Origin of the sequence: Arthrobacter sp. BE255, assembly GCF_031457335.1 — a bacterium.
Lineage (GTDB): Bacteria > Actinomycetota > Actinomycetes > Actinomycetales > Micrococcaceae > Arthrobacter.
Genome location: NZ_JAVDWK010000014.1, coordinates 95,977 through 120,522, shown reverse-complemented (window position 1 = coordinate 120,522; position 24,546 = coordinate 95,977). Strand labels below are relative to the sequence as shown.

The 24,546-nt window shown below is 60.8% G+C and carries 24 protein-coding genes; 14 read left to right on the top strand and 10 right to left on the bottom strand.

Features of this window, described 5'->3' with window-relative positions; translation table 11 throughout:
* Positions 1-70 precede the first annotated feature (70 nt).
* Positions 71-730 (bottom strand): helicase associated domain-containing protein, encoded by a 660-nt coding sequence (locus J2X42_RS20355; protein WP_310167726.1) that lies wholly within the window; start codon positions 728-730, stop codon positions 71-73.
* A gap of 434 nt (positions 731-1,164) precedes the next feature.
* Here J2X42_RS20355 and J2X42_RS20350 point away from each other — a divergent pair, with 434 nt between their 5' ends.
* Entirely contained in the window at positions 1,165-2,544 is a 1,380-nt protein-coding gene (locus tag J2X42_RS20350) for a DNA cytosine methyltransferase (protein WP_310167725.1), read from the top strand.
* A gap of 149 nt (positions 2,545-2,693) precedes the next feature.
* Here J2X42_RS20350 and J2X42_RS20345 read toward each other — a convergent pair whose 3' ends face one another.
* On the bottom strand, positions 2,694-3,893 hold the full coding sequence (locus J2X42_RS20345) for an MvaI/BcnI family restriction endonuclease (protein ID WP_310167724.1): 1,200 nt from the start codon (positions 3,891-3,893) through the stop codon (positions 2,694-2,696).
* 186 nt (positions 3,894-4,079) lie between these two features.
* Between J2X42_RS20345 and J2X42_RS20340 the strand changes: the two genes are divergently transcribed.
* The 3 genes from J2X42_RS20340 (at position 4,080) to J2X42_RS20330 (ending at position 11,391) form a co-directional block, all read left to right on the top strand.
* Complete coding sequence (locus J2X42_RS20340; RefSeq protein WP_310167723.1) at positions 4,080-4,541, top strand: very short patch repair endonuclease; 462 nt, start codon at positions 4,080-4,082, stop codon at positions 4,539-4,541.
* A gap of 789 nt (positions 4,542-5,330) precedes the next feature.
* Entirely contained in the window at positions 5,331-8,618 is a 3,288-nt protein-coding gene (locus J2X42_RS20335) for an ATP-dependent helicase (RefSeq protein ID WP_310167722.1), read from the top strand.
* Positions 8,619-8,931: 313 nt separating this feature from the next.
* A complete protein-coding gene (locus J2X42_RS20330; protein WP_310167721.1) occupies positions 8,932-11,391 on the top strand; it encodes a hypothetical protein in 2,460 nt (819 codons plus the stop codon).
* Between the two features lie 995 nt (positions 11,392-12,386).
* Here the strand turns inward: J2X42_RS20330 and J2X42_RS20325 are convergent.
* Positions 12,387-12,776: a hypothetical protein gene (locus J2X42_RS20325; protein WP_310167720.1), complete on the bottom strand. Its 390-nt coding sequence runs from the start codon at positions 12,774-12,776 to the stop codon at positions 12,387-12,389.
* Between the two features lie 94 nt (positions 12,777-12,870).
* Here J2X42_RS20325 and J2X42_RS20320 point away from each other — a divergent pair, with 94 nt between their 5' ends.
* The 4 genes from J2X42_RS20320 (at position 12,871) to J2X42_RS20305 (ending at position 16,399) form a co-directional block, all read left to right on the top strand.
* Entirely contained in the window at positions 12,871-13,674 is an 804-nt protein-coding gene (locus J2X42_RS20320; RefSeq protein ID WP_310167719.1) for a hypothetical protein, read from the top strand.
* Positions 13,675-13,898: 224 nt separating this feature from the next.
* Positions 13,899-14,594 carry a hypothetical protein gene (locus tag J2X42_RS20315; RefSeq protein ID WP_310167718.1) on the top strand — a complete coding sequence of 232 codons (696 nt, stop codon included), beginning with the start codon at positions 13,899-13,901 and terminating at the stop codon, positions 14,592-14,594.
* Between the two features lie 45 nt (positions 14,595-14,639).
* On the top strand, positions 14,640-15,458 hold the full coding sequence (locus J2X42_RS20310) for a hypothetical protein (protein WP_310167717.1): 819 nt from the start codon (positions 14,640-14,642) through the stop codon (positions 15,456-15,458).
* A gap of 179 nt (positions 15,459-15,637) precedes the next feature.
* Entirely contained in the window at positions 15,638-16,399 is a 762-nt protein-coding gene (locus J2X42_RS20305) for a hypothetical protein (RefSeq protein ID WP_310167716.1), read from the top strand.
* A gap of 145 nt (positions 16,400-16,544) precedes the next feature.
* Here J2X42_RS20305 and J2X42_RS20300 read toward each other — a convergent pair whose 3' ends face one another.
* A complete protein-coding gene (locus J2X42_RS20300) occupies positions 16,545-16,787 on the bottom strand; it encodes an HNH endonuclease signature motif containing protein (RefSeq protein WP_310167715.1) in 243 nt (80 codons plus the stop codon).
* Positions 16,738-17,268, bottom strand: a complete 531-nt coding sequence (locus J2X42_RS20295; RefSeq protein WP_310167714.1) for a hypothetical protein — start codon at positions 17,266-17,268, stop codon at positions 16,738-16,740. Before J2X42_RS20295 ends, J2X42_RS20300 begins: the two co-directional genes overlap by 50 nt.
* On the opposite strand from J2X42_RS20295, the gene J2X42_RS20290 reads away from it, so the two are divergent.
* The 3 genes from J2X42_RS20290 (at position 17,267) to J2X42_RS20280 (ending at position 18,707) form a co-directional block, all read left to right on the top strand.
* Entirely contained in the window at positions 17,267-17,896 is a 630-nt protein-coding gene (locus J2X42_RS20290; protein WP_310167713.1) for a class I SAM-dependent methyltransferase, read from the top strand. The genes J2X42_RS20295 and J2X42_RS20290 overlap by 2 nt on opposite strands.
* A gap of 284 nt (positions 17,897-18,180) precedes the next feature.
* The gene (locus J2X42_RS20285) at positions 18,181-18,384 is read left to right on the top strand and encodes an antitoxin MazE-like protein (protein WP_310167712.1); all 204 of its coding nucleotides are present in this window, start codon (positions 18,181-18,183) and stop codon (positions 18,382-18,384) included.
* Entirely contained in the window at positions 18,381-18,707 is a 327-nt protein-coding gene (locus J2X42_RS20280) for a type II toxin-antitoxin system PemK/MazF family toxin (protein WP_310167711.1), read from the top strand. Before J2X42_RS20285 ends, J2X42_RS20280 begins: the two co-directional genes overlap by 4 nt.
* Positions 18,708-18,722: 15 nt before the next feature.
* On the opposite strand, the gene J2X42_RS20275 is transcribed toward J2X42_RS20280, so the two are convergent.
* Together J2X42_RS20275 and J2X42_RS20270 are read right to left on the bottom strand one after the other, a co-directional pair.
* The gene (locus J2X42_RS20275) at positions 18,723-19,568 is read right to left on the bottom strand and encodes an MBL fold metallo-hydrolase (protein WP_310167710.1); all 846 of its coding nucleotides are present in this window, start codon (positions 19,566-19,568) and stop codon (positions 18,723-18,725) included.
* Between the two features lie 215 nt (positions 19,569-19,783).
* Complete coding sequence (locus J2X42_RS20270; protein WP_310167709.1) at positions 19,784-20,473, bottom strand: hypothetical protein; 690 nt, start codon at positions 20,471-20,473, stop codon at positions 19,784-19,786.
* Between the two features lie 136 nt (positions 20,474-20,609).
* Between J2X42_RS20270 and J2X42_RS20265 the strand changes: the two genes are divergently transcribed.
* The 3 genes from J2X42_RS20265 (at position 20,610) to J2X42_RS20255 (ending at position 22,599) form a co-directional block, all read left to right on the top strand.
* Entirely contained in the window at positions 20,610-21,476 is an 867-nt protein-coding gene (locus J2X42_RS20265) for an AraC family transcriptional regulator (RefSeq protein ID WP_310167707.1), read from the top strand.
* 326 nt (positions 21,477-21,802) lie between these two features.
* Positions 21,803-22,033, top strand: a complete 231-nt coding sequence (locus tag J2X42_RS20260) for a hypothetical protein (protein WP_310167705.1) — start codon at positions 21,803-21,805, stop codon at positions 22,031-22,033.
* Between the two features lie 44 nt (positions 22,034-22,077).
* Complete coding sequence (locus J2X42_RS20255; RefSeq protein WP_310167775.1) at positions 22,078-22,599, top strand: DUF2087 domain-containing protein; 522 nt, start codon at positions 22,078-22,080, stop codon at positions 22,597-22,599.
* 46 nt (positions 22,600-22,645) lie between these two features.
* On the opposite strand, the gene J2X42_RS20250 is transcribed toward J2X42_RS20255, so the two are convergent.
* From J2X42_RS20250 to J2X42_RS20240, 3 genes are all read right to left on the bottom strand, one after another.
* On the bottom strand, positions 22,646-22,969 hold the full coding sequence (locus J2X42_RS20250; RefSeq protein WP_310167704.1) for a hypothetical protein: 324 nt from the start codon (positions 22,967-22,969) through the stop codon (positions 22,646-22,648).
* 84 nt (positions 22,970-23,053) lie between these two features.
* Positions 23,054-23,548 (bottom strand): GNAT family N-acetyltransferase, encoded by a 495-nt coding sequence (locus J2X42_RS20245; RefSeq protein ID WP_310167774.1) that lies wholly within the window; start codon positions 23,546-23,548, stop codon positions 23,054-23,056.
* 2 nt (positions 23,549-23,550) lie between these two features.
* Complete coding sequence (locus J2X42_RS20240; protein ID WP_310167703.1) at positions 23,551-24,417, bottom strand: ribokinase; 867 nt, start codon at positions 24,415-24,417, stop codon at positions 23,551-23,553.
* Positions 24,418-24,546: the final 129 nt, after the last annotated feature.

The following is a 24,546-nucleotide window of genomic DNA, read 5'->3' as shown; positions in this document are numbered from 1 at the left end:
CTGCTACGACTTTGCCGCTATGCACTCAGAAGCAACACTTGACCCCGCCGTAGGAGATTCGGCTTCAGGTTCAATCTTTGGCAGCGGGCTTCCTACCTCGTGTTCGGCCCGTTCTCCATCCAGGAACCGCTGAATCCAGTGCCTTTATTTTCGCAGGGTCGAGCTCCCCGCGCCGTGACTTGAATCGCTGGGTGTGGAGCCAGACGCCCAGATCATGCTCTTCGTCGGTGATGAGACCTCTATGGCGTGGCCAGTCTTGCCCCATCGCACGAGACTCTGCAAGCGCCCTGAGCCGGTCTTGCCATCTCCTCTCGTCGGTAGCCTTCCTCGTTTTGCCCTCCCAGTCGGGCAAAACCTTCAGTCCGTCGTGGATCACGGACGCAAGCCTTCCCTCGGCGGCCTCCCGATGCCGCCGGTTCAGCCATACAGCCAGAGTTCTCTCGAGCAAGAGATCCGAGCTGCTGGAAGGGTACTTACCAGTCTGCTGCACAAATGTGATGAGTTGGCGCATTCGCGTCATTCCCTGCGGGGTGACCTTGGCGGCCCTCGGATTCGCTGTCACGTGCTCGGTCAGCAGCTCACGGTCAAGGGTTCGCGCGATTTCAAGGTGGTAGCCCACTGTCGCTGGGGGAGCACCCGTTAGAGATGCTATCTTGCCTCGCGTTAGACCTTTCCGGTACATAAGCACCCACTCCTGGTATGGAGCGGCGCGCCTTGAAGTAGGTGCCACGGTTCGATCCTCCCAGCTATGGCCTTCGAGCCATTCGCATCGGCCAGTCCACGTACAGGATGTATCGAACCTATTCGACGTTCAAGGTGAAATCACCGTCAAGGCCCGTTTAGTTTTTTGGGCGCCCCGGGAGGGCATCTCCGACGTGCCCACTGTCACAGAACTCCTTACGATTCCGTGATCGAGTTGAACCGGTCGTTTCACCGGACCGGTTGCCCCGACACAAGGGCTTGGCACGTAAGACCATTTCAGTCCCGTCTAGCGCCGGAGCGCTGTTGTTTCAGCCCACCACCGGTCTACCGCCCGGCACCCACTGGTAAGGCTGGCTATGAGCCTACGCAACGGAGCGTATGCGCCTATTTGTCATCGGGCGCGCCTGCGGACACCCGTCTGGTCCTGGAAATGTCGGACTCATACGGCACAATAAGGGGGTGATGAAATACGTAGACCTCTTTGCTGGATGTGGCGGACTGTCCCTTGGAATCGAACGGGCCGGGGGCGAACTTGTCGTAGCCGTGGAGAAGTCGGACATGGCGGCTAGGACTTTCTTCCACAATCTAATAGACGATGCATCCGACTTACGGGAGTGGATGCGGTACGTCGACTCTCCTGTTTCGGAACAGGTCCAGCGCGGGGTTCTCGTGCGCGAGTTGAACTCACTCTTGTCCGAAAGCGACCTGATGTCTGATCTGGCTCAGGAGAGCATAGATTTAGTTGTGGGAGGTCCGCCGTGCCAAGGGTTCTCTTTGGCCGGCCGTCGCAACCGGGACGACGTACGGAACAAGCTTCCGTGGGAGTATCTGGAGTTCGTTGGCCGAACGAAGCCCAAAGCCGTCGTAATTGAAAATGTTGTAGGCATGAACCAGCGGTTTGCCCCCGATGAAGAATCGTCGTTCGTCCAGCTTCAGCAAGCTCTCGCTGAAACCGATCCGGGGTACACGGTGCAGGGAGTAATGGTCAACGCCATGCACTATGGAGCGCCCCAGCACAGGCCGAGACTGATGATCATTGGGCTTCGCTCAGATATTGCTGATGCTCGTGGTATTACATCGACAGGGACGCTCTGGAAGTCAGGCTTCATAGATCAAGTAGCAGGTCCCCTGCCGCATCTTGCTCCGGCTCCCACGATCAAGAGCACTGACGTTCGTACTGTGGAAGATGCGGTCGCCGATCTCTCCCCGCATGCCCCTAACGGCCAGAAGCCGAAGAACCGCGAGTATGTTCGAGAAATGCGCCAGCTTGACTGGAAAGTACGGCCTAAACCGGGGAAAGCGGAGCACAACCACGTGCCCCGAAAGCACTCGGCGCGAACGATTGAACGCTTTCGGCTGTATCAATTTCTGGCAGGTGCGGGACTAGAACAGCGTGTGGTTAGCCGTGCTGCTGCCCTGCCTGAATCTGACGCCATGCTTTACGTCAAAACCCAGCTGATCGATGCTGAACTGCCTGCCGTTGCACCTGACGGTACTGTGCTGGCGTCAACGCTGGACGAGCTTTGCCACCTTGTGATCAAACTGGCAACCAAAAAACACTCACAGAAGGTGTTGGGATGGAACAAGCCAGCGAGAACGGTTGTGACTTTGCCTGACGACTATGTTCACCCGGTTGAGCCCCGCATCTTTACGGTCCGGGAAATGGCCCGCTTCCAGGGTTTCCCGGCACGGTTTGAGTTTCTCGGCAAGGAAACAACGGGTGCGCACAGGCGGAGAGTCGAGGTTCCGCAGTACTCACAGGTGGGCAATGCCGTCTCGCCTTGGTTGTCTCTAGCGGTCGGAAGAATGGTCTCTGGAATCCTTAATCAACCTGGCCTCTAGACGCAGGCCGACGGAAGGTCCGTGTCCGGCTACGCCTACTCAAATTCTGGGAAAGCGCTGACCAACCTGTTCTTGTATGGCAGCCGACCGCTTAGAGTTCGACCCAGACGGCGAACCCGCGAAGATGACCTCGAGGCGGGGATGGAAGCTTAGTCTCCGCCAAGCCGCAATTTGAGTCTTTGTAGCTGATGAACCTCTATTCGAGGGAAAAGAACGTCGAAGTTTTGGGCGGAAACCTTGAACAACGGCCCTTGCTCTTTAACCGTTTTTCCGGGCTTTTTTGAAATCAAATGGTCCACTGTGATCCCCCCTGAAGTCAAAAGGGGAACCACCTGATTTAGCACCGGTTTGCTCGTGTGCACGACCGAGTCGAAGCGGACGTATTCACCGTCACTGCGCCGCTCTGACGTCGCCTTCACCCAGAATGTTTCCTCATGTTTGCGCTTCAGACTTGTTCTTAGAGATTCCATGGTCCAGCGCAATGAGAGTGCTGAGTTTGAACTCTCGCAGAATTCCTCGAGAATCGATTCGTCTGAGGAAAGTCTGAGTCTGAGCCCCTGTGAGTTGGCCCGTCTCGCTCCGACCTCGCAGTTTAACTCGGGAAAGCCGCGTCTATTGTATCCGAATAGGGAAAGAAATTCGGCCGTACTAGAGGGTGTGCTTATCTTCCAGTCAGGGACTTTTGCAAACATGGTATGACGGCTCTGTTTTTTCGCGCGCGTGGATTTTATCTCAATTCCTTTAAAGTCGGGCGCCTTACTTGAATTTGCTGAAATTCCTAGTTCTGTTTCCAGAAGGTGCCCGACTGCCGTGTCTCCCGCCCTGTGGGTCCTAATGAAACCGCGCTCTGCTACGCCTAAAATCATCTGAAGCAGTTCCTCCGATGCCGACATTCGCTGCTTCGCAATATTCCCTAGGAGATCCCCTAGTATTCCACGCCGTCCAACTTCGGTCTCGAAGTCAGACTCGTCAAGTCGCACAATATAGAGCTCTTTAGAGAGTAGAAACACGACAGCGATATCGCCACTCGTGCATATATTCTTGATTTTTGAGATTCGGAAGCGCGGATCGCCTTTTTTTGTTACTGGGCGGTACATAGCGACCTCCGAGGGCAGAGCTTCGCCCCGAATAATTACTGTCGCCTTGCGGACCGCTTTATGTGCTGGTCCCTGAGGCTGTTGGGCGTAGTTATGGACATCCGCGGCGACTAAAAACTCACGAAACTCCTGCGTGGCGTCCGAATATGCCTTTCCCAATGTCGTGTTGGTCTGCTCTAGCAACCCGAAGGGCACATCTAGACGTACCAAAAACTCGACGTTGAGCCGCTCAAGGTCCGACAGCTCTCTCACTCCACGCTCCTGCAAATTTTTTGGCGCTTTATACTTTCAAGTCCACCCTATATCGGTCAGTGAAAGAACGGACGGAGCTGGACGGGGACGTAGTCCAGCTTTCTTCGAGCTACGAAGTGACTTCCTATCGATGGAAAGAGGCGAAGGTCGTGCCTGTGGTGACTGCCACGGAAATAGACTTAATGCGTGGCAGATTTCATGAGCCCAGAACAGCGAAGCGCGCACATGGCTAAGATTCGCTCCAAGAACACGAAACCGGAGGTTCGTCTGAGAAGCCTTCTTCATACGGCTGGCTATCGTTTTAGACTCCACGCACGTGATCTTCCAGGCAAGCCGGACCTCGTGTTCGCCAGTCGGCGGAAGGTGATCTTTGTCAATGGCTGCTTTTGGCATGGACACGACTGTCCGGTCGGTGCCCGTCTGCCGAAGTCGAATACCGAGTTTTGGGCACAAAAAAGGAAGAACAACGAGGTACGTGACGCAGCTCAGCGCGCGAAGCTGGCCTCCCTCGGCTGGAACGTCTTCACAGTGTGGGAATGCGAAATTCCTAGCAATACAGCGGCTATCGCATCCGTGATTGATTTCCTTGGTCCTCCTGGTCGCGCTGCGGCAGCCGCGGCTAGGATGCGCGCGGTCGAGAAGCCCTAACCGCTGAAACTGGCGTGCTTCGCTGCCGGCCCCCGTTCGCTGTGCCGGTTGAAACGACACGCAGGAGAAGCAACTTGTTAGATTCAGGGCGACGCCTGTGAGGTTGCTAGTGTATTGCTAATCTTGAATCTGGGGGAACGGTGCTGTGCTGCGAATCTAGTGGGTCACTTATTCACAAGTGGTGTCACTCGGGGTGTCTGTGACACCGCGGCCGTTCATATCGTATTCGATTTTGGAGCTCGAGCGCCTTGTGGCATCCGGAGATCTAGATTCCGAAACTCTGGAACTCTTGCGGGATGAACTAGGCCATCGGAACAAGTCCCGAGCCGGGCGCCTTCGCCTCCGACTAGAACGAATGATCGGGCCCGAAGCTAAGCCCAGTACCACACCTGCTCGCGCGTCTCCGTTGAGGTCAGTTGGTCTAGAGTCTGCCCGCTCCGTTTCTCAAGACAATGAGCTCCCGTCAGCTCCTCGAACCTCGATCAAAGAGTATGAGTCACTGCGCGGGCGCTACGAGTCCCTTCGGACGACATTCACCGTTGAAGCTGAATTGCTTGCTAGGTGGGGGATGACTCCTTCAATGCCATACGACTTGCAGGAGCTAGTATTCGGTGAATGGTGTAAGCGAACCTCGGCCGCGTCGACCGCGGACTCTCTTGGTAGATCCGCCGAGTCCCTCGCAAATGACCGACGCCGGATCGCCGGCGAGCGAGGCGTACTTGGGGAAGATACCCACTCGTCCGAGTTTTTACATGGACAATAACGAAGTTCCAAGACGAGAGAAGCTCAATGACACCTCAACTCGACGATGAGAATGCGGCATGGCGGCGGTGCGAACTGGCGTGGTCAGCGTGGCTCCAGGCCAGCTCGTATGCCGTAACCCATTTGGGGGAAGCCGTCGGCAATTCGAACGGGACGAGAGCTCCCTTGATAGCAATTGCCGGCAAACGGCTTAGGGCTCCGGATATGCAGACAGTGAAGTCCGGCATGAGTGAGTATTGGGAGGTAAAGTTCAGGGCCCGGCCAGATGTTGACTTGCTGACCGGTGAACGTGAGCATTGGGTTGCCTTCGCTGCCTTTAGTGACTACGTTGCAGTTTCAAAGTCGACGGGTTGCACCGTATGGATCGTTCTGTTTGAGGCACCCACTGCCACCTCACCGGGGCGCTGGCTGCGTGCTGACGTGAATCAGCTCTCTCGACGAGGGCGAAAGACAGTACGCTTTGGCCAGGGTGGGGAAGAAGTGGATGCATGGGTTTGGCCGGCATCGGCCATGGACGTGGTCACGGGCCCACCAGTAGATCTAAGTTCGGCTGCCGTTGGACTCCTTCCACCTGAGGGCGAAAACGACGTGCTAGATCCGGTGCGTCTTGAAGCAATCGAGCGTCAGCTTAGGAAGAACGCCTTGGCGGACGTCGCAGAGCTGGCGGTTGCTGCCGATGCGGCTAGCACGGTCCTTGCGGCCGACCCCTCCGTGGCGCTGGATGTCCTTTGCAGGTCGTTAGGGCTTCCTGCGTTGCCTCGCTACTCTGTCCTAAGGGTCGGCATCGGTGGTATAGACGTCGATGAGGTGCTGGGAATGCTGCACTACGGCATCCGTGTCTTCCTTATTACCGAAGCCACGCGTGAAACCTCCCTAGATCCGACAGAATTGCAGGCCTTTAGAGACAGTCGCCTGCTCGAATGGGCGGTAGTGGGAGAAGGCAATGACGGCGACGGAGGCCACTGGGTCATTGACGGTGCCGTTCCCGCCGAGCTTTCGGACAGTGTGCAAAAAGCCTTAAAAGCCGCTGACGGTGTTGGGGGAATGAACGTCCAGCAGTACGAGATTGTTCATGCTCCTGCTAATTCTGATTTGTTGATTTCGGCTGGCGCGGGGACCGGCAAGACCGAGACAATGTCAGAACGCGTAATCTTCTTGTTGGCGACGTGCAGGGGCGTGGACAAAGGGCAGCCCGACATCCAAACAAGACCGTATGATCTTAGAGCCGACGACATCGTTTTGGTCACTTTCACCCGGGACGCTGCTCTAGAGATGCGACAGCGAATCAGCCGGACCTTGGTTCTTCGGCAGAGGCTTTGCCGCCGCTGCGTACTACCAACTCTTGCGTGGATGATGCAGCTTAGTGGTGCTGAAATCACGACTATTCACTCCTATGCAAAGGGGATCGTGAGGTCCGGCGGTGCTATTCTCGGTCTGGCTCCAGAGTTTGCAGTCGGCCTACAGACAATGGCGTTCCGAGCCATCTTGCATGATGCCCTATCGCCCCACCTCACAGAGATGATCGAAAGGCGCGGCGGAGAGGTGCCACCTTCTCACCTCTGGCAGCGGCACATTCGGTCTGTCTGGGAGGCTTTGGAGAATAATGGCGTGGAATTAATGTCGGTGGTGAACAGCACCGTGATTCCTGACTTGGACTGGGGAAGCGCCGAGTCGACAGGGATTCACGCCGCCGTAGAGGCGACCACTCGTTCGGTAATTGATGAGACTGCGGGCAGATTCCGGGCTTTCTGTCTGGAGAATCAATCCATACCTACCTCACAACTGGTTCCGTTTGCTCTCCGTTCCTTGTGTGGAGAGGAACAGGACGTCAGGGTTAAACCGCCACGTTATCTTTTCGTTGATGAATTTCAGGACACCGATGCCCTGCAAATGGACCTCATCCTGCAGATAAAGGCACGACTTGGATCAAACTTTTTCGTCGTCGGAGATTCAAAGCAAGGGATCTATCGTTTTAGGGGTGCTGAAGGAAATGCATTCAAGGAGCTCCACTCTCGCGTTGTAGCCCGTCAATTGGCGGCCGTAAGTGCCTATCCTCTTACGCGAAACTTCCGCTCAGGTGCGCGCCTCCTTGAGTCACTGCATCCACATTTCGCTAATTGGGAATCGAAAAACCTTCTCGACTACCCCGAGAAAGAAAAACTCCGTCCCCAGGTTGTAGATGTCGATGGAAGCAGCGAAATCACGTTTACAAAGGTGCAGACCCAGAACTTCGCATCCCTTGCCGCCGTAGACGTAATAAAATGGCGTGCAGAGGATCCCGACGCAACGATCGCCATTCTTTGCCGGCAGAATTGGCAAGCACTACGAGTGCGCTCAGAAGTTCTTGATGCTGGGGAACCATGTGAACTGCTCGTTGGTGGTCGATTCTTCCTGTCTCCCGCGGTTAGGGAGCTCGATGTTCTGCTCCGAACTATTGCTAACCCCTCTGACGACGCCGCGCTCCTTCAACTGCTGGAAACACGGTGGGCAGCCGGCATTCTTCAAGGGCAACCGCCCTTCGGGATTTCGAGTAGTGGGTGGGGAGAAGATGTCTCGCCTCCCAGAGGATGGAATGACAGGATTGGGACGCTCGCACATGCTGACTCATATGACAGGTCTGACCTCGAGCCCTTGAGGCGTCGTCTCGCATCCCTGGCCGCTCTGATGAACAAGATGCCCGTAGTGGCTTTGGTTGTTGAGTGTTCGCGTGCGTTTATACCCGAGGCCGTTCAGGTAACGCCCGAGAACGATGATTCTGAGCGGCGGCGCTATGCCCGCTGTTTCGATCATTTGATTACCCTCCTAGACACTAACCTGCAGGAAGGGCCAACTAGTCTTGATCGCATCGTATCTTGGCTTCAGTTGCAGATAGCAACAAATCGCTCAGAGGATGAACCGATCGAATGGGACGCTCTCAGAGGAAGAACGGTCGCCCTTACGGTGCATAAGGCCAAGGGACTTGAATTCGACCGAGTGCTAGTCCCGCATACGTGGGCGGAATTCGGACCACCGAAGAATCTGCAAACTCGCGCTGCAGTCTTGCGGGGCGCGAGCGGGCCGCCCCGGCTCGTTTGGCAATGGAGCGGTGGAACAAACACACGAACGAAGTTCACGAACGTTGGTTCGGGGGACCAACAGCTTTGGGCGTCGGATGATCGGGAGACCGCACGTGAAGAGGCACGCCTCCTCTATGTGGCACTCACGCGTGCGAAAGAACAATTGCTTGTATACCTACCGGCGAGAAGGACCCGAGCAAATGGGAGGCTCTCGTCGTGGGCTGATTTACTGACAATAGGGGAGGCTACGAATGGGTAGGTGGAAGTCAGTAGCCGCGGCCGCCGTTGACGAGAACGTTCTGCGGCAGGTCCTGGAAGCGCACGGAACGGGCTGGGAGTCCGTCTGTCACATAACAGCAACCGCCTCGCTAGCAAGGGGTGTGCGGGCCACGGGTGTAGTCGGAGTGCCAATCGCAGTCCTTACGGATTTAGTCGTCTTGGCTGGAGACAAAGATTTAGCACTGCCGCCCGACACGTTTCCCGGGCCGGATGTTCTGGGGAGGGAAGGGCCGAAAGGCTACGACCGGCAAGCTACGGCCTGGCAATCGACCGCTTCGGGAAGAAGGATGCGGTTGGGCATCAAACTTGATGACGAGCTAAGGAAATATGCCCGTCAGGTGGCGCCTAACGACGGCATGGCGAAGCTCTTGGTCAAATCTCGGCGTGAGTTCTCCCGGTCCATTCACACCCTTATCGCTTCCGGTATTAGTCCAAAGGACTTGACGAACGTGAGTGATGGCTTGGGCCGTGCCGCCCTGGAAGCTTGGGCCTGGCTGGAGAGGGAAATTCCTTCGCTAGCCGCGTCGCGAAGAGACCTTTGGATGAACTTTCAGGAGTTTCAAGCACAGACAACTCCTTTAGCGCGCGATCTTCGTGGTCGCATCGAGAGGGCTCTAGATGTTGCATTCGGCGTGTGCGCACCGGGAGAGAGGCGAGTAATTGTTCACCACGGCTTTTACTTTTTCACACCACCTCAGTGGGCCCTGTTCCAATTGTTGCGCCGTATTCCTAGCATCGATCAAATCTTCATTGTGCATGATGACGGTGCAAATCCAGCTTTCGAGAGCTGGCGTCGGTTTTTCACGGAGGAATGGGGCATGCCGGCGCCGGAAGAGTTCAAGGCTTCGTCGGGCGACGCTGCGGCTGAGTCAAACGTAGGCCCGAGGGGCGGTGCCCTCCTTCAGGCTTTACGTGGTGAAACCGTCTTCGTCGACGGACTACCTGAGCGGCTGTCAATCTTAGAGTGCCGGAGCCCTGCTGAACTAGTACGGGAGTGGCGCCGGGAAACTGTAGAAGCACAAGGTGACCTGCCAATTCGTTTCGCTGGTGATGCGCAATCAATCGAACGACTTGTCCGGCGCCTCGGGCGAGATACTGACTCAGGCCGTGTCGATCTGGCGCAGTTACCCATTGGCGCGTTCCTCCTGGCACTTCACGACTGCATCAAGCCCATCAACGGTGGCGGCGCGGAAGTTGTTTTGACCAGTGAAGCGCTCCTTGATATTGCTGCGAGCGGTTATCTTCATCCAAACGAGGGACGGAGACCTGCCACCGAGTACGTGGGCGCTCTGCGACGTGCCATGCCCTTTTTCGCCGGTTGTTCGACTGGCGAACAGTGGCGGGAGCGAGCGCTCAACCTTCACAGGCTCATCCTTGCAGAGGTTGTGCCCTTGGGGGAGAAGGCAGCCCCATCGTCCGACATTGAACGCCTGCGATTGGCGGCGGGTAACCCTTTGCGGCTAGTTCCGTGGGGCGACCTGAGTTGCGATGAAGCTGCCGGAATCGCAGACGTTGTTTCCTTGGTTGTGACGCTTGTCGGCGGAATTGCATCTCGGGAGCGAATAGCGCTCAAGGATCATGTGCGCTTCATTCGGAGCAACCTCCAGCATGGCATGAGCAACCTAGATGATGAAGCTCGGCTTGAAATCGCTGCAAAGGTCGATGGCTTTTCGATTGGACTCGACGACGAAATTGACGTCGACGGGCTCGTGGACGTCGTCGCGATGTTGCTAGGCCGTACTGCTGAATTTGATGCTTTCGGCGAACTAGAAACGAAACTTTCGGGAGTCAGAGACCTGCGTGGGTTAGATGCACTGGGAATGCGCAAGGTAGCTCGAGACCTGCATATAACCAACTTATCGGAGGGCATCTTTCCATCTTCCGTTAAGGCGGTGGGGTGGCCCTTCAGAATGGAAGATATAGCGGGGGGCGAAGTTGATTCGATCACGGTTGAGGTTCTCGCCGCACGTGCTGACAACGCGGCTCTAGGTGATCTCTACTTATTATGGCTTGCACTAGAGGGAGTGCAACCAGGCAATAAGGTAACGCTCAGCTGGATATCTGATGTAGGTGGTGAGCGGCGTAATCCTTCTGCCGTTCTGTCGCTCTTGACTCTTCCACCGAGGTTGAGCTGCGCTATTAGAATCAGGGCCGGTGGCCTCCCGATCGACACCATAAGGCCTGCTGTAGACATGGGGGCAATCAGAGAACGTCCGGCTTCTCCTGCTCAATCTGTGTCCACAGAGGACCTGGCACTCGCCGTCGGGAAAATACCATCGCGTGCAAGCGCCTCAGCCACCGCCTGCAGTAGGCGACTCGCTCTCCAATGGATACTTGGGCCGTCTCACGCGTTCCAGTCGGAACATCACCATGCGATGTTGCACGGCAACGTGATCGGTGCTGTAGTCAAACTCAACCGGTTGACCGAAGACGAAGCGCGGAGGGCTGCAAACGACCTCTGGCGCCACCTCACGCCCGGTCAGCGTTCCAGCAGCTATGCAAGGCGTGTCGTGAAAGTGAGCCGAGGATCGGCGGCCGGCCAATGGGTTTTCACGCTGGCAGGCAAGCGCAGCCCTGCCGACGGGCCACTGGATCGCGCATACCAAGCAGCGATGACCGACGCTGAGGCGGGAGTTGAAGAAGTTGCCCCTTTTGACAGCGATTACCTTCCGCCGGGGGTTGACGATTCTTCTATCTGCGAATACTGTCCAGTTCGCCTCAGCTGCTTGGTCTGGGTGCAACAAGATGGATAGCAGCGCCTCCATTGGTTGTGACGATTGCCTATCCGCGATTTCCGGTCAGTGCTTCGAGCCACATGTCCAACGAGCTGGAGGCTGTTGACCCCATTCAAGACGTGCCTGTTGTGCCGTTTGAAAGGCCCCGGGTTGATGTTCTGTGAACTCGAAGCAGCTCTTGGTCCAATTCCGGCGACGTAGCCCAGCAGCGACGCCGTAGGTGCGGGCAAGTAGGCGTCGCCTGAGCAGCAGCGCCGAGCCACGAGTTAGAACAGGAAAGGCGATGGCCCCGATAACAGGCTTCGGGCTCAAGCGCCTGCCGACGCCCGGAACGCCAAATACCGCGCACTCGGGCGGCCCACGAGCCGTCCCAGCGCTTCGACTGCCTCGAAATCCGCGGAACCCATCGGTCGACAGCCACTTGATGATGAGCCCGGCGTTGGCGCTGGAACGCACAGTCGATCCGAGGGCCAGGTCCAGCTGGTCCCGGAGCAGCTGTACGGCCAGGCGCCCGAGCGGCTGAGTAGGGGAGCCGCGTACGCCTCTAGGGCCTCGGCCACTCGCCCTTCGCGCAGCAGCCGCAGGACCCGCCCCGAGTCCTAGCACCCAGAAAGACCAGCGACGACCGGACCCGGAACATCCCGGCCCGGATGGCCTGCGGCGTGCCCGCGTCCCCAAACAACTCGTACGCCAGCTCCTCGGCGCTCTACCCTGGGTCCGCGAATCCAGCAGCGCCAGGATTTCCGCCCAGCGCAGCGTCAGCGGCACCCGACTGCCGTCGCGGAACACCGCGGCAGGCCTGTCCCCGAGCAGCTCCAGCGACTCAACGGCCGCAACCGGCCGGCGAGCCGGGTTGCCGGGACGCACGAACCGAAGAGGAGGCACTCGGGGAAGTCCCGCCGTTGGACGTTCCCAATAGCGCTTCCGCCACCCTGACCGCGCACCGCACCATGCCCAGCGTGTCCGCGCTGAGGGTGCCCAGCGGTCCGGAGACGTCGAGTACTCCCAGCAACTCACCCGTCAAAGGGTCCGCGATGGGCGCCGCCGTGCAGGCCCATTCGTTGTGGGTGCCCGGCGGAGGACAGCTGCACCGGCCGACCCATGACCAGTGCTTCGCTGATGGCGTTGGTGCCGATGCCGGCCTCGGACCAGTCGACCCCTTCGGAGAACTCCAGCCGGTCCGCCCGCCGCGCCACCTCCGGGCTGCCCACCCGCCACTGGATCTCGCCGCGGGCGTCGGTGAGCACAAGGACGTGCCGGCCGGAATTTGAATCGTCGGCGAGCAGGTCATGGAGAGCGGGCATCACCTGCTGCAGCCGGTGCTCCCGCCGCAGCTCCAGGACGTCGGCCACCTCGTGCAGGTGCCGCGGGCTGTGCTGGTCCGGGCTGATGCCCAGGGCCATGGAGCGGTGCCAGGAATCGGTTAGGTCTGCGATAAGCCGCTAAGCTCACGATGTGTCTACGAGCGATGAGTCTAATGGGGGATCGGGGAGCCGCATGGCTGACAGTGACGGGCAGTATGAGTTCAAAGAAGTGCGCGCGATACGAGGCACTGAAGCCAGGACGATAAAAAAGTGGCAGGTGTCCGGCTGGGAACTAGTCACCCAAAATCCGGGTCCCTTGTTGCAGTCGAAGTTGACCTTCCGGCGCCAAAAGCCGAAGATTCCGTGGCGACTGATGGCAGTCTTGGGAGGTGCCGCACTTCTCTTTGTCATCGTGGGTAGCATCGCCGGCGCGAACCAAGGAGACGGCGACGCGCCCCAGGCGTCAGCGCCAACGTCCGAGGCCGCGGTCCCGCAGAGCCAGCAACCCTCCGAAGAACCTGTCAATCAGCCGAAAGCGTCTGAGCCCGAAGCAGAAAAATATGCTTACACGGGCCCGCTCTACGAGATCGTCGCCGTTGATGAAAACGTGGGTGTCACCAGACTTAACACATACTGGGTGTACACGAATAGAACGGACTATTCCACGGATGCGTATAAAGATCAGGTCAAAATGATTATTACGGATATCGCCCGCAATAAGAGTACAGCGAAGCTCATGGTGGAGATCGTCACCGACAAAGAAATAATTGAAGCGGAATCTGCCTCCACGATTGCTGGTTTCATGGAACAGCATGGCGGGGAGTATTTCAAGAATGTCATTGTCCCGAAGGAAGAATCGGAATGGGTGGCATCGTACATCGGCGGGTTTGACCTCGAAACCGGACAACGAAGCGAATCTGCCGCTGCTTTTGAGACCATTTGGTTCCCCAATTCAAAGACTGAAATTGAGAAGTGGAAACCTGAACTTGCGGTTTGATGGTGTTTGATCCAGTTTCAGCGGAAGTACCTCGGCATGTAGCCGATGTGAGGTTATGCCACGGCAAGGTCACGGATTTCGGGCAGGAACTGCTTTGCCCGTAGACACTTTCCTTCTCCAGTACGGCAGCGGCATCAACCGGTACGGGTCAGCCCGGTGACTTCTTCGCCAACGACATGCCGTCGTGCCGGGGAAATATCCCTGTCCTGAGAGAGGATTGCCCCATGACAACGCGCATTCCCGCCGTACTGGCAGAAGCCCTCGATGGCGAAGCCCGGCCGCAGAGCCCATTTCCTTGGACGAAGCAGCCGTGGCTCGACCAGATGCACGACCTCCCGGACGTTCTGTCGCTCCTCGACCGTCTTCCCGCCGACGTGAGTCGGCTGTCAACCCGAGATGCGGTCGCAGCAGAACTAGATGCGGGCCGGGTCCTCCCAGCATTCATTGCTGCGATGGTGTGGGGATGGGGTACCACCGCTGGCATGGGTGCGCTGCGGACACGCTGGATACTCACCCAGACTAGGGCCAAGGGCACGGACGCAGTCTCGGAAGTGGTGGATCCATCTGTCGTAGACCTGCTGGAAGCAGGAGCCAAGTCTGGGCGCGCAGACGGGGCTCTTGAGGCTTTCCGGCTGATGAATAACGAGGGCCGCGTCCTCCACCTCAGGTCTTCCTACTTCACCAAGTGGCTGTACTTCACTTCAGCCGTCGAAGGCCCTGACGACCCGAATGCCGCCCCGATCTTTGACGACCGAATCGTCGGGTGGCTCAAGGACCCAGGCGGGATTCGACTTGAGAAGAACCGCACCGAGTCATACGGCGAATACTTGGACCTGCTCGCAAGCTGGGGAGAGCCATACGGCCGAACCAGAGCGCAAGTCGAAACAGAGATCTTCAGGCTGGCGACAGGACGCGGATGACTCGACTGAGTATTTATTCATCCTGCTGTTCGGAAGGAAAGCCCTGTGGCAATTGATCTTGACTGTTCCACCTGCCAAACCGACGAACACGTCGTGCGACTTGAACTGCTAACGGGGACCCAGCGGAGGCTCAAGTGCGAGTACTGCGGACACGAATGGCTACGCGGGGAGCCGGCGCGGCAAAAGATCGCCCTGCCAACCCTCGCAGATATCAAGAAGCAATTTCCTAAGCCCGGGGACGTCGATCCTGAGAAGATCGCGCGGGCCAACGAACTCAAGGCTGAGTTTCTCGTGCGGGAGCCCTATGCTGAGCCAAGAGTCGGCCCGTACTGGGCCAAGTACCAGCGGGTGTTCAGTGCCGACGGCCTGCGCGAAGCGGACCCGCAGGATCTCAAGGACTTCGCCAACTCCAACATTGGTGCCAACCCCGGCAACATGTCCGTCTTCAACACTGCATGGACTGAAATGGGGGCCGAGGCAGGCGCTGAAGAGGTCCGCAACGTAGTCGATTATCTGCTTCGTGGCACCTCGCCGGTCGATCTGGAGGACCGCCTCACTGCTCTCATTACCGACACCAGATCCTTCGGGATGAAGGGCTTCAAGGAATCGCTTCTCACGAAGGTTCTATGCATCGTCTACCCCGACAGATACCTGACGATCCTCAAGTACACCGGCGAGGCCGGAAAGCGGGAGATCGCGCGCTCGCTTTGGGGCCTTGAACTGCCCGACCCCGAGAAGGTCGACTGGACTATTGGTCGCCTTATCCTGTGGAGCAATGATTTACTGCTGGCACTTCTCGGCGAGGGCTTCCGGCACCAGCAGCACGCTTCCGAATTCCTATGGTGGGCCAAGGACAAGGCTTAGACAAAGTCCAAGAGAGGCGAGTCCACCCCGCCGGAAAGGTATCTTGGGTGAGGGGGACCGGCACCGGTCATGTCCTACACCGGTGTTCGGGTTGAGCGCGGCCATGCCGAGCAGCAGCATGTCGCCGGTGTCCGCGTCGAGGGCAGTGCCGCCGTCATCATGACTGAGGAGCGTAACTGGTGAGCAACACCAGTGAATGGGCTGTCAGGCTCAAGGCATTCCACGAGAAGCAACTGGACCGTCCCCGCCGTGTCTACCGGCTTGGCCGCACCAAGATACTCCTGACGCGTGGCCATATAGCGTCCACGGTGGGTGCGGCTGTCGGGGCAGTATCGGTGGATTCTCCTGACTGGCTGTTCTGGGTCGCAGTCTTAGGCGGGTTCTTCGGCGGAAAGTACTTCTACCCGGTCACCCGGAGCAGCGTGGCGAGCCCATACGGCTCCAGAGAACTGGCCAGCAAATCTTCAGGCGTTCTGGACGTCATGACGCCGGCGGACATCCGGGCCTACCAGTTCAACGTCGAGTTCGTCCAGAAGGGTGTCACGCCTCTGGCCCTGGGGACTGAACAGGCTCTTGGCCGCCAGCGTGAGGCAGTCAGGACGGTTTCCTTGGCCACAGGGGTGGACGCCGCGTTGCTTGCGCATCTTTCCCTGGCAGATGTGACGGAACACGGGAGAACCGCCGACCGTCACGCTCTGCTGAAACGGCGGTGGCTCACGTACGAAGTTGACCCGCAGTTGCAGTTCGATTACCCAGCGATGTCCGACACTTCCCTCCCGACGACCTCTGCATTGGCTTTTCGATTACCGGTTACGAGGATGTCAGCCGCCGCGTCGCCCGCACATGGCCGATCTGCGCCCGTCGACTCGTGGAGGCGTTGCTCGTCGATCGAGAGACACGCCGCCTCGCCCTTGGCGCACGCCATCGCGTACCCGTCCTGAACATTCCCCGCCTGATCCTGGCGTACCGCACCGGTGCGATGCGTCATGGGATATTCACGATGTCGAAGGCTGGTAGCGGGCGGTAACCAGGCAAGTTAACGCAGCAGAAGCCGACTGATCGCAAAAATACTTCTAACGCACTGCCTCAGGGCAGCTGCCGCCGCTCGCCGACGCTGACTGAACCGTCGGGCGTAACGTAATCCCGCCGTCGTCGTTCTATACGTTCCTGTTGGCCCGGCGAAGGAATCCTGGCGCCCTTCGCCCTGTTGCACCGGGCGCAGGCTGCCACAAAGTTCTGCAGGCTGGTGGAGCCGCCCTTGGACCACGGATAGAAGTGGTCACCGTGCTCGGCCGGCCGGGAACAACAGCGCCTGAAGCCGGCTTCCATTTCGCACGTGCCAGCGGCGCGGGCCATCCCCTCGCGGCGCTGCTGGCGTGGTGAAGCGCCTCACCGGGTCCCGGCGCCGGACGTACGTGGCGACCAGGAATGCCGCCGCGATGGTCAGGGCGACCAGAAAGAGTCCGGGGAGTGCGGCCGCCGCCAGGACTCGGCCGAGCATATCCTGCCGGACTCCAGTCACACCGGAGATGCCCGGGCCGGCTGCGGTGACGGCGTTGCCCGGCATCAGGGCACCAAAGGTTGAAATGAACAGCCACACCATCACGGCCGTATAGGCAGTTTCAGCATGTGCCGGCTCCAGTAAATGCGGCTTCAGTTCAAGCATCGAGTTCGTCCCCCATTGTTGTTCAGCTTCGACGATCGTATAGGTCTGGCGACAGCAGCCCCGTGCTGACTGGACCTGGCCGGCAGCACTGCCCGCCGTCACCTTGATTACCTCGCCCTGCGGGCCCGGTACAGTGACCAACATGGCAGACCAGCATCCGGTTTTCGCACGGCTCTACCCCGCTGTGGGTAAGGCGATGGAGCGGGGCGGCATGGACCAACGCCGGCAAACACTGCTCACTGGCCTCAGTGGAACGGTGATCGAGATAGGCGCCGGCGACGGGCTCAACTTCCCGCACTACCCGCGCACGGTCACCCATGTTCTGGCCGTCGAGCCGGAACCGCACCTGAGGCGCCTCGCCCGCGACGCGGCGAAGCATGCGCCGGTTCCGGTGGAGGTTGTTGATGGCCTCGCGGAGCGGATCCCCTGCGCAGACGGCAGCGCCGATGCGGTGGTCGTGTCACTCGTGCTGTGCTCGGTGCCCGACCAGGCGGCGGCCCTGCGGGAAATCCACCGCGTGCTCAAGCCCGGCGGGCAGTTGCGTTTCCTCGAACACGTCCGGGCAGACACGCCCGGCCTCGCACGTGTCCAGCGCGTGCTGGATGCCACCATCTGGCCCCGCATGGCAGGTGGATGCCATACCGGCCGCGACACCGCCGCAGCAATCGAGAGGGCAGGGTTCACCATCAACCGGCTGGACCGGTACTTGTTTCCTGCCGCCCGCACGCCGGTCTCCTTCCACATCCTTGGCACAGCCACGCGCGGTGACTAACTTGAGGTTGCGACGGAGAGGCCGGCCCAGGAGGCGATTCACCAGCGGCTCAAGCAATTTGCCCAGGAGCCACCAATCTTGATGCCGGTCTCCAGCCTTCGCCAGGAAACCGAAGACCTCATGCGGCGGCTTGGCGACGACCACGGTTTCTTCCACTACAGGCAACGGATGCCAGCTGGGGATGCTCTCCTGCCACGCTGGACATGCAGAAGCTGGTGTGTCCGTGGGGACCATCCAATCGATCGGGGCCTGACAGGTCGAAGCGTTACATGTAACGTTGAATCATGAGTGTTAGGGATCGTGTTGCACGGCACAGGATTGCCATGCGCGAGCGCGGGTTTCGGCAGATACAGATGTGGGTGCCCGATGCGCGCACGGAGGAGTTCAGGCGTGAGGCGAAGCGCCAAGCGCTGGCAGTTGCCGCCGCTGACCGCGCTGGCAACGACCAGGATTTTGTCGAGCAGATTTCGGAAGACTGGCCGGAGTGAACCGTGGCGAGATTTGGACTGTGTCCGGCGGAACATATGCTCAAAAACCCCGGCCAGCACTCATCATCCAAGATGACCTGTTTGCGGAGTCGGAGTCGATCACTCTTCTGCCACTGACGACTCAGTTGACGGACGCCCCATTGCTGAGGCTGACGGTGGAGCCAGGACCGTTAACCGGACTGGAACGCATCAGCCAGATCATGGCGGACAAGCTCACCACCGTCCGTCGCGCCAACCTCGGGCAGCGGATAGGCCGAATAGACTCCGAGACCATGGTTGCAGTGGAGCAATCGCTCGCAGTCTTTCTCGGCCTGGCACGGTGACCGCGCTCCAGTGATTCATTCGCTTCCAGAGGACCGCTTTTCGGCCGTTCCGCCGCGCCCGCTGCTTTGGGCCAGCCGCTGGAGTTGCCACTGATGCACCTCGGGCAGCCAATCCAAGGGAGCCGACGGGCCGATCCGCGGGTCGTCGGGGACACCGCCGTCGAGCAGTGCCTGGACGTACGCGCGGTCCTGTTTGATCCGTGCTCGCAGTTGCTCCTTCCCGCCGACGGAGCCGTGACCGGGGATGACGGCATCCACGCCGTGGGCCAAATCCTCGAACAGCCTCAACGCTTCGAGGTAGTCCCCGAGGGGATCCGCGGCCTCCAGGTCGAGGAACGGCATCAGGATGTCGGACAGCATGTCGCCCGCGACGAGGACGCGGGACTCCTCGATGAGCAGCGCCGCGTGGCCCGGGGCGTGGGCCTGATGCTCGATGATGCGGACTGTGGGGCCATCCCAGGGAACCTGAGCAGTGCCGGCGGGCAGACCGGTAATGAGACCGAGCAGATCCATCGGGATCTCCTCGGCGTACTCCGGCGGCAGCCCCTCGGCGACACGGTCCCTCCAGTCCGCGTGCGACAGCACCTCCCGGATGGAAGCGGCGCAGCGGGCGGTACCGTAGCGCGGCGCCTCGCCGAAGTCCGGGTGCCACAGCACGTGGTCCCAGTCAGGGTGCGTGGAGAAGCCTGCCACGACGGGCTGGCCGAACTCGCGAAGGTCGTCCGCGATGGCCGCCATTTCGCCGCCCGTGATACCGGGGTCGATGAGCAGCACGCCGTCCCGGCCCTGCACGACGACGCAATTGCTCTGGATGAACTCGCTCTCGTGAACGAGAACGCCCTCCGCGACCTGCTTCAGCATGAAAATGCCTTCCGCTTGTGGTGTGCAACCGCCTGCTGCGACGGTATTCCCTGGCGGCGACGGGTTGCAAGGACTATCCGCGACTGGTTGAACCCCGGTCCAGGTCCCGACCCGTGCCGGCTGGCATTGGGCGCGTCCAATGTGGATCAACGGTGGCATCGCCGGCGGTCCTTATCGGCCAGCTGCTGTCGTTTCAGAGGTCGGGTGGGCACATTTCAGTGCTGGTCACAGCCCATCATTATTCCGTTTGCGAGGTCGTCGTCGCGTCCGGCCCAGATGACACCGCCTCCGGAGCAGGGCATCACCTCGAACGCCAGGCCGTCACGCCGGGCCCGCAGACGGCGCCCGTCGTCCAAGACCACGTCCCAGCCCGACGCCGGCAATGCCGCACGGTAGTGCTGCAACACATCGACGTCTCCCGAGAGCACAAACCTGCGTTCACAGCCGCCGACACCGCTCACGCCGCCACCGGAGAAATCGCCGATATGACTGATGGAATCGAACGCTCGCTGGGACTCACGGTCTGCAGAGGCCATGGGCTCCTCCGTGCCCTCCATCACGCACTGCGGAGCCGAGCCGAACTGCACCTCAAGCTTCTGCCCCAGTGCCGCCGGGGTGACAGCGAACATCCCGATCAGCATGAGGACCGGGATGGCCACGGCCGTCAGCCGCATCCACCGTCGTGTCGAGAGCACCAAACCGATCAAGGCAACCACCGCGACCAGACCAAGCGCCAACCCGGAGGGACCTGCCGTCAACCCCCAAGTGAGCGCCTCGAACGCGGTAGCGGTGACATCGCCGTACACCCTCATGAATTGGTAGTGGACCAGCACAGCCAGCAGAGCCAGTCCTGCCCCAATGACGAGCAGCACCGCGGCGGAGACGACTCGGCCGGTCGCAGGCATGGCTCATTCTAGTCCCGCCCTCCTGCGATACAGCTAGCCTGTTCTCCGCGGCGGAGCGGAGCCTGATCGGATCGAACCGCAATAGTTGGGTATGGGTCTGAGCCGATGAGCGAGGCTTGATGCGGAAGGGAAAACCGTGATCGCAGTTTTGAACCAAGTCCTCGGTTACATCGAGGACCACCTCACCGAGGAGATCGACGTCGCCGGCCTGACAGGCAGCCTCGGCACGACGGAATATCACGTCCGCCGGATGTTCTCGTCACTGGCCGGCATGCCGCTGTCCGAGTACATCCGGCGGCGGCGCATGACCGTCGCCGCGGCCGACGTCATAGGCGGCCGCGACCTGCTGGGGACTGCGCTGCGCTTCGGCTATGGCTCCACCGAGGCATTCAGCCGGGCTTTCCGGGCCGTGCATGGCGTCAGCCCCGCCGATGTGCGCCGGGACGGTGGCCCCCTCCGGACACAACCGCAGCTCAGGTTCCGCCTGACGATAGAAGGAAATACCACCATGGATACCCGCATCGCCGATCGGCCGGCCTTCCGGCTCGTCGGCCACACGGCTCGCGTACCGCTCATTCACCACGGCGCCAACCCGCACATCCAGGCGCTCATCGCGTCGCTACCCGAACCGGAGCACCTGCGCCTCAAAGCCCTGAGCAACACCGAACCGGCCGGACTGCTGCAGGTAAGCGCCGACGTCGACCCCGACTACACCGAGGGAAGCGAGCTGACCTACCTGCACGGAGTCGCCGTCAGCGAAGGAACGCCGGTGCCCGAAGGCCTCGACGCCATCGAGGTCCCGGCTGGCACGTGGGCGGTGTTCCGCACTGCCGGACGCTACCCGGGAGCCCTCCAGTCCGCCTGGGCGGCGACCGCCGCCGACTGGTTCCCCTCCAACCCCTGGCGGCTGAGGCCCGGCCCGTCCGTGGTGGCCATTCTCGAGCGCGCCGCCGACTTCAGCACCGCAACCACCGAGCTGTGGCTACCGGTGGAACGCACCTAAGGACGAGGGCTGCGCGCCGCGCCACGACTTAGAGCTGGAATGGCAACGGCCCCGATGGCTGTGGACTAGCTCCGGGCAGCGGAAGACCGGCTACTTCAGGGGCTGCCGTTCGCCGACGCTGACGGAACCAACGGGCGTGAGGTAGTCCCGCCGTCGCTGTTCCATCCTCTCCTGCTGACCAGGCGACGAAATTTTGCAGGCTGGTGGATCAAACACGCACTACGGAGCCAGGACCTCGATACCTGCCTTCCAGCCGCTCAACCACCGGGAGGAAAAGAATCAAAACGGATCACCCCAAGCTTCAGCCGGCGTGGAAGACTTCGACTATGGGCATCGAGCACTGGTGGACAAAACTGCAGCCATCAACGCAGGAATGGCTGATCGAGAACAACGGCGACGTGGTGCCGGCGCACGTGGTGGCTGAGATCGCCAGCATCGGGGGACCGGCCAGCACCGATCCATGGTGGGCTGACCGGAGCGGAGTGCCGGGCCACTATTTCCCTGACGAAGGCATCGACTGGGTCGAGGCGGTCGCAAATGACGAGGATCCGGGCTAGAACAACAGCGCCCGCTGGAGCCATGGGAGGTGGCCTTGAACGGAGTGCCGGGCCTGAGCGGACCGCACTGGCGCCGGGTCATGGCGGCGCTCGCGAACCGGGATGCGCGCAACGCTTATGCACAGATTGTGCTCGGTGAAGATGTCCTCCCCGGTCTGAAGGAGCAGCGCCGTACCAAGGCCATCGCTGTCCTGCTGGAAGCCGGCTTGGCCCAGTGGACCGGGAGCAAGGGACTGGAAGCGTCGGATGCGGTCTTCCGTGAGCTCCTGTCCCAGCAGCCGAGGCGCCAGCCGAAGACGGGTGTGGACCGCTTCCTGCGCCTCGGCCGGATCGACAGGTACCCCGCCAGCCTGGCGGACCGGCGCGAGCTCCTGCGCTGGATCGTCGCGCAGGCGATCCAGCCGGGGGAGGAGCTGAGCGAGCGGCAGGTCAACGAGCGGCTGCTGGACTACGCCCAGGACGTTGTGCTGCTGCGCCGCTACCTGGTCGACTTCGGGCTGCTGGAGAGGACGGCGTCGGGTTCCTCGTACCGCCGCACGGAATCAGGGCTGGGAACCCAGGACTGAATGCGCAATCAAACAACACAATTCCCGGCGACGGCTCCCATCCGGCTTACAGCTTGCGGGAATTCAGGGTGTCGAACTGCTCCTGCCAGTCAGCCCGGTCGCGGTCCACGTAGCGCCGATGCGCCGGTGTCCATTTGGGCATAATGTCGGACGTGACTCCGCGGTAGGCAGGTTTGCGGGCGGGGGCCTTGCGGGCCGGCGGTACCACCCGTTTGGGGCCGGAAGCCTTCGTTCGGCGGGCGTGTCCGGCGTGCAGGTCCAAGAGCCAGACCACTGTTTGGCATAGGAGCCAGAGGATTATGCACAAAACCCAGACAGCGAACAGGAAGCCGATCCATATGAGGAGCCCGATTGCGGGGAAGAGCACCATGGCCCATTTTATCCGAGTTCGCTCACGTTTTGGGGCTCGGATTCGGGTGTCGACGGACTCAACGACTATCCGGTTTCGACGGGCTCAACCATCGAGTTTTTTAGTGAACACCCACAGCAGCACGTCTTCGCCCGGCACGTACCAGTCCCGATCCGGCGCCCGCTCGAAGCCCAGCGACTCATACAGGCGGTGGGCGCGTTCCATGAACGTGGCGCTGGTGATGCTGATGGCCCCGATGCCGGGCAGCTGCCGGGCGTGGTCCACCACCTCGCGGACCACTGCGCGCCCCACGCCGCCGCCCTGGCATGCAGGATCCACCGCCAGCATCCGGAACTCCAGCTCGCCGTCGGCGGCGATCTCGCTGTACGGCTGGCCGGCGAAGGTCAGCGTCACCGCCGCCACCACCTGCCCGGCGGCCTCCGCCACCCACACCTCGGCATGCTCCGCCCGGTGTTCCACGTCCTCCAGCACGGCCATGTAGGGGTGGTCGGCCGCGAAGTGCCCGGCGCTGAGGTAGGCGTCGCGGGTGATCCTCCGGACAGCCGGAAAGTCCGACGGCGCCGCCCGCCGGAGTGCCATGCTCACCGCGCGCCTGCGGTTGCGGCGGTCCGCTCCAGGTAATGGCGCAGGTGTGCCAAATCCGGCTGGGAGGACGGATCGGCCACGGCATCCGCCCCCACCGCGTTGGCCACGGCCAGTGCTTCGGCATAGGAAAGCCCGCTGCGCAGCGCCAGGACCAGGGCCGCGCAGAACGCGTCGCCGGCGCCGATCGTGTTCGCCACGCTCACGGCAGCCGCCGGGGCCTCGGCCACCTTGCGGCCGTGCTCGTACATCGCCGAGCCGTCCCCGCCGTACGTCACGGCCACCAGTTTGGCCGAGGCCAGGGCGGGGATCAGGGCGTATTCGCTCTCGTTGACAATCACCAGGTCGCAGCGCTCCAGCAGCTCCGCCGGCAGGTCCATCGCCGGCGCGGCGTTCAGCGCAAAGAACCCCGCGGAACGCCTGGCAGCCTCCAGCACCACGGGCAGGCCCACCTCCAGCTGGCACAGCACTGTCTCCTCCGGGCCGAACTCCACGCCCTCGAGGGAAAGGTGCGAGTTGGCGCCCGGGCAGACCACAATCTGGTTCTCGCCGTCGCTGTCCACCACGATCAGCGCCGTCCCGGTTGCCCCGGGAAGCACGGCAACGGCAGCGGTGCCGACGCCGGCACCCGCCAGCGCGTCCAGCATGCGCCGGCCCTGGGCGTCGCTGCCCACGGCGCCCACCATGCGGGCGCTGCCGCCCAGCCGCGCGGCGGCCGCGGCCTGGTTGGCGCCCTTGCCGCCGGGCTGCTCGGACAGCACGGCGCCGCCGATGGTTTCGCCCGCCGTCGGGAGCCTTTCGGCGGTGGCGATCAGGTCCAGGTTGATGCTGCCGACGACGGCGACGGCAGGAAGTCGATTGCTCATGGGGAGTCTCTCTCGAGGGGAAGCCGGAAGCGGCCGGATTAGGAAATAGTGTACGGCATGGTTGTACTTGTGCGTCATACATGGTTGTATAACAACTCGAATCGCCATTCCGGACGATCCAGCTCGAAC

Excerpts from the sequence above, each read along its gene's own strand:
- J2X42_RS20350 (WP_310167725.1), top strand. The coding sequence starts at position 1,165 with ATGAAATACGTAGACCTCTTTGCTGGATGTGGCGGACTGTCCCTTGGA.
- J2X42_RS20335 (WP_310167722.1), top strand. The coding sequence starts at position 5,331 with ATGACACCTCAACTCGACGATGAGAATGCGGCATGGCGGCGGTGCGAA.
- J2X42_RS20325 (WP_310167720.1), bottom strand. The coding sequence starts at position 12,776 with ATGGCCCTGGGCATCAGCCCGGACCAGCACAGCCCGCGGCACCTGCAC.
- J2X42_RS20320 (WP_310167719.1), top strand. The coding sequence starts at position 12,871 with ATGGCTGACAGTGACGGGCAGTATGAGTTCAAAGAAGTGCGCGCGATA.
- J2X42_RS20315 (WP_310167718.1), top strand. The coding sequence starts at position 13,899 with ATGACAACGCGCATTCCCGCCGTACTGGCAGAAGCCCTCGATGGCGAA.
- J2X42_RS20300 (WP_310167715.1), bottom strand. The coding sequence starts at position 16,787 with ATGGAAGCCGGCTTCAGGCGCTGTTGTTCCCGGCCGGCCGAGCACGGT.
- J2X42_RS20290 (WP_310167713.1), top strand. The coding sequence starts at position 17,267 with ATGGCAGACCAGCATCCGGTTTTCGCACGGCTCTACCCCGCTGTGGGT.
- J2X42_RS20295 (WP_310167714.1), bottom strand. The coding sequence starts at position 17,268 with ATGTTGGTCACTGTACCGGGCCCGCAGGGCGAGGTAATCAAGGTGACG.
- J2X42_RS20285 (WP_310167712.1), top strand. The coding sequence starts at position 18,181 with ATGAGTGTTAGGGATCGTGTTGCACGGCACAGGATTGCCATGCGCGAG.
- J2X42_RS20275 (WP_310167710.1), bottom strand. The coding sequence starts at position 19,568 with ATGCTGAAGCAGGTCGCGGAGGGCGTTCTCGTTCACGAGAGCGAGTTC.
- J2X42_RS20270 (WP_310167709.1), bottom strand. The coding sequence starts at position 20,473 with ATGCCTGCGACCGGCCGAGTCGTCTCCGCCGCGGTGCTGCTCGTCATT.
- J2X42_RS20260 (WP_310167705.1), top strand. The coding sequence starts at position 21,803 with ATGGGCATCGAGCACTGGTGGACAAAACTGCAGCCATCAACGCAGGAA.
- J2X42_RS20250 (WP_310167704.1), bottom strand. The coding sequence starts at position 22,969 with ATGGTGCTCTTCCCCGCAATCGGGCTCCTCATATGGATCGGCTTCCTG.
- J2X42_RS20245 (WP_310167774.1), bottom strand. The coding sequence starts at position 23,548 with ATGGCACTCCGGCGGGCGGCGCCGTCGGACTTTCCGGCTGTCCGGAGG.
- J2X42_RS20240 (WP_310167703.1), bottom strand. The coding sequence starts at position 24,417 with ATGAGCAATCGACTTCCTGCCGTCGCCGTCGTCGGCAGCATCAACCTG.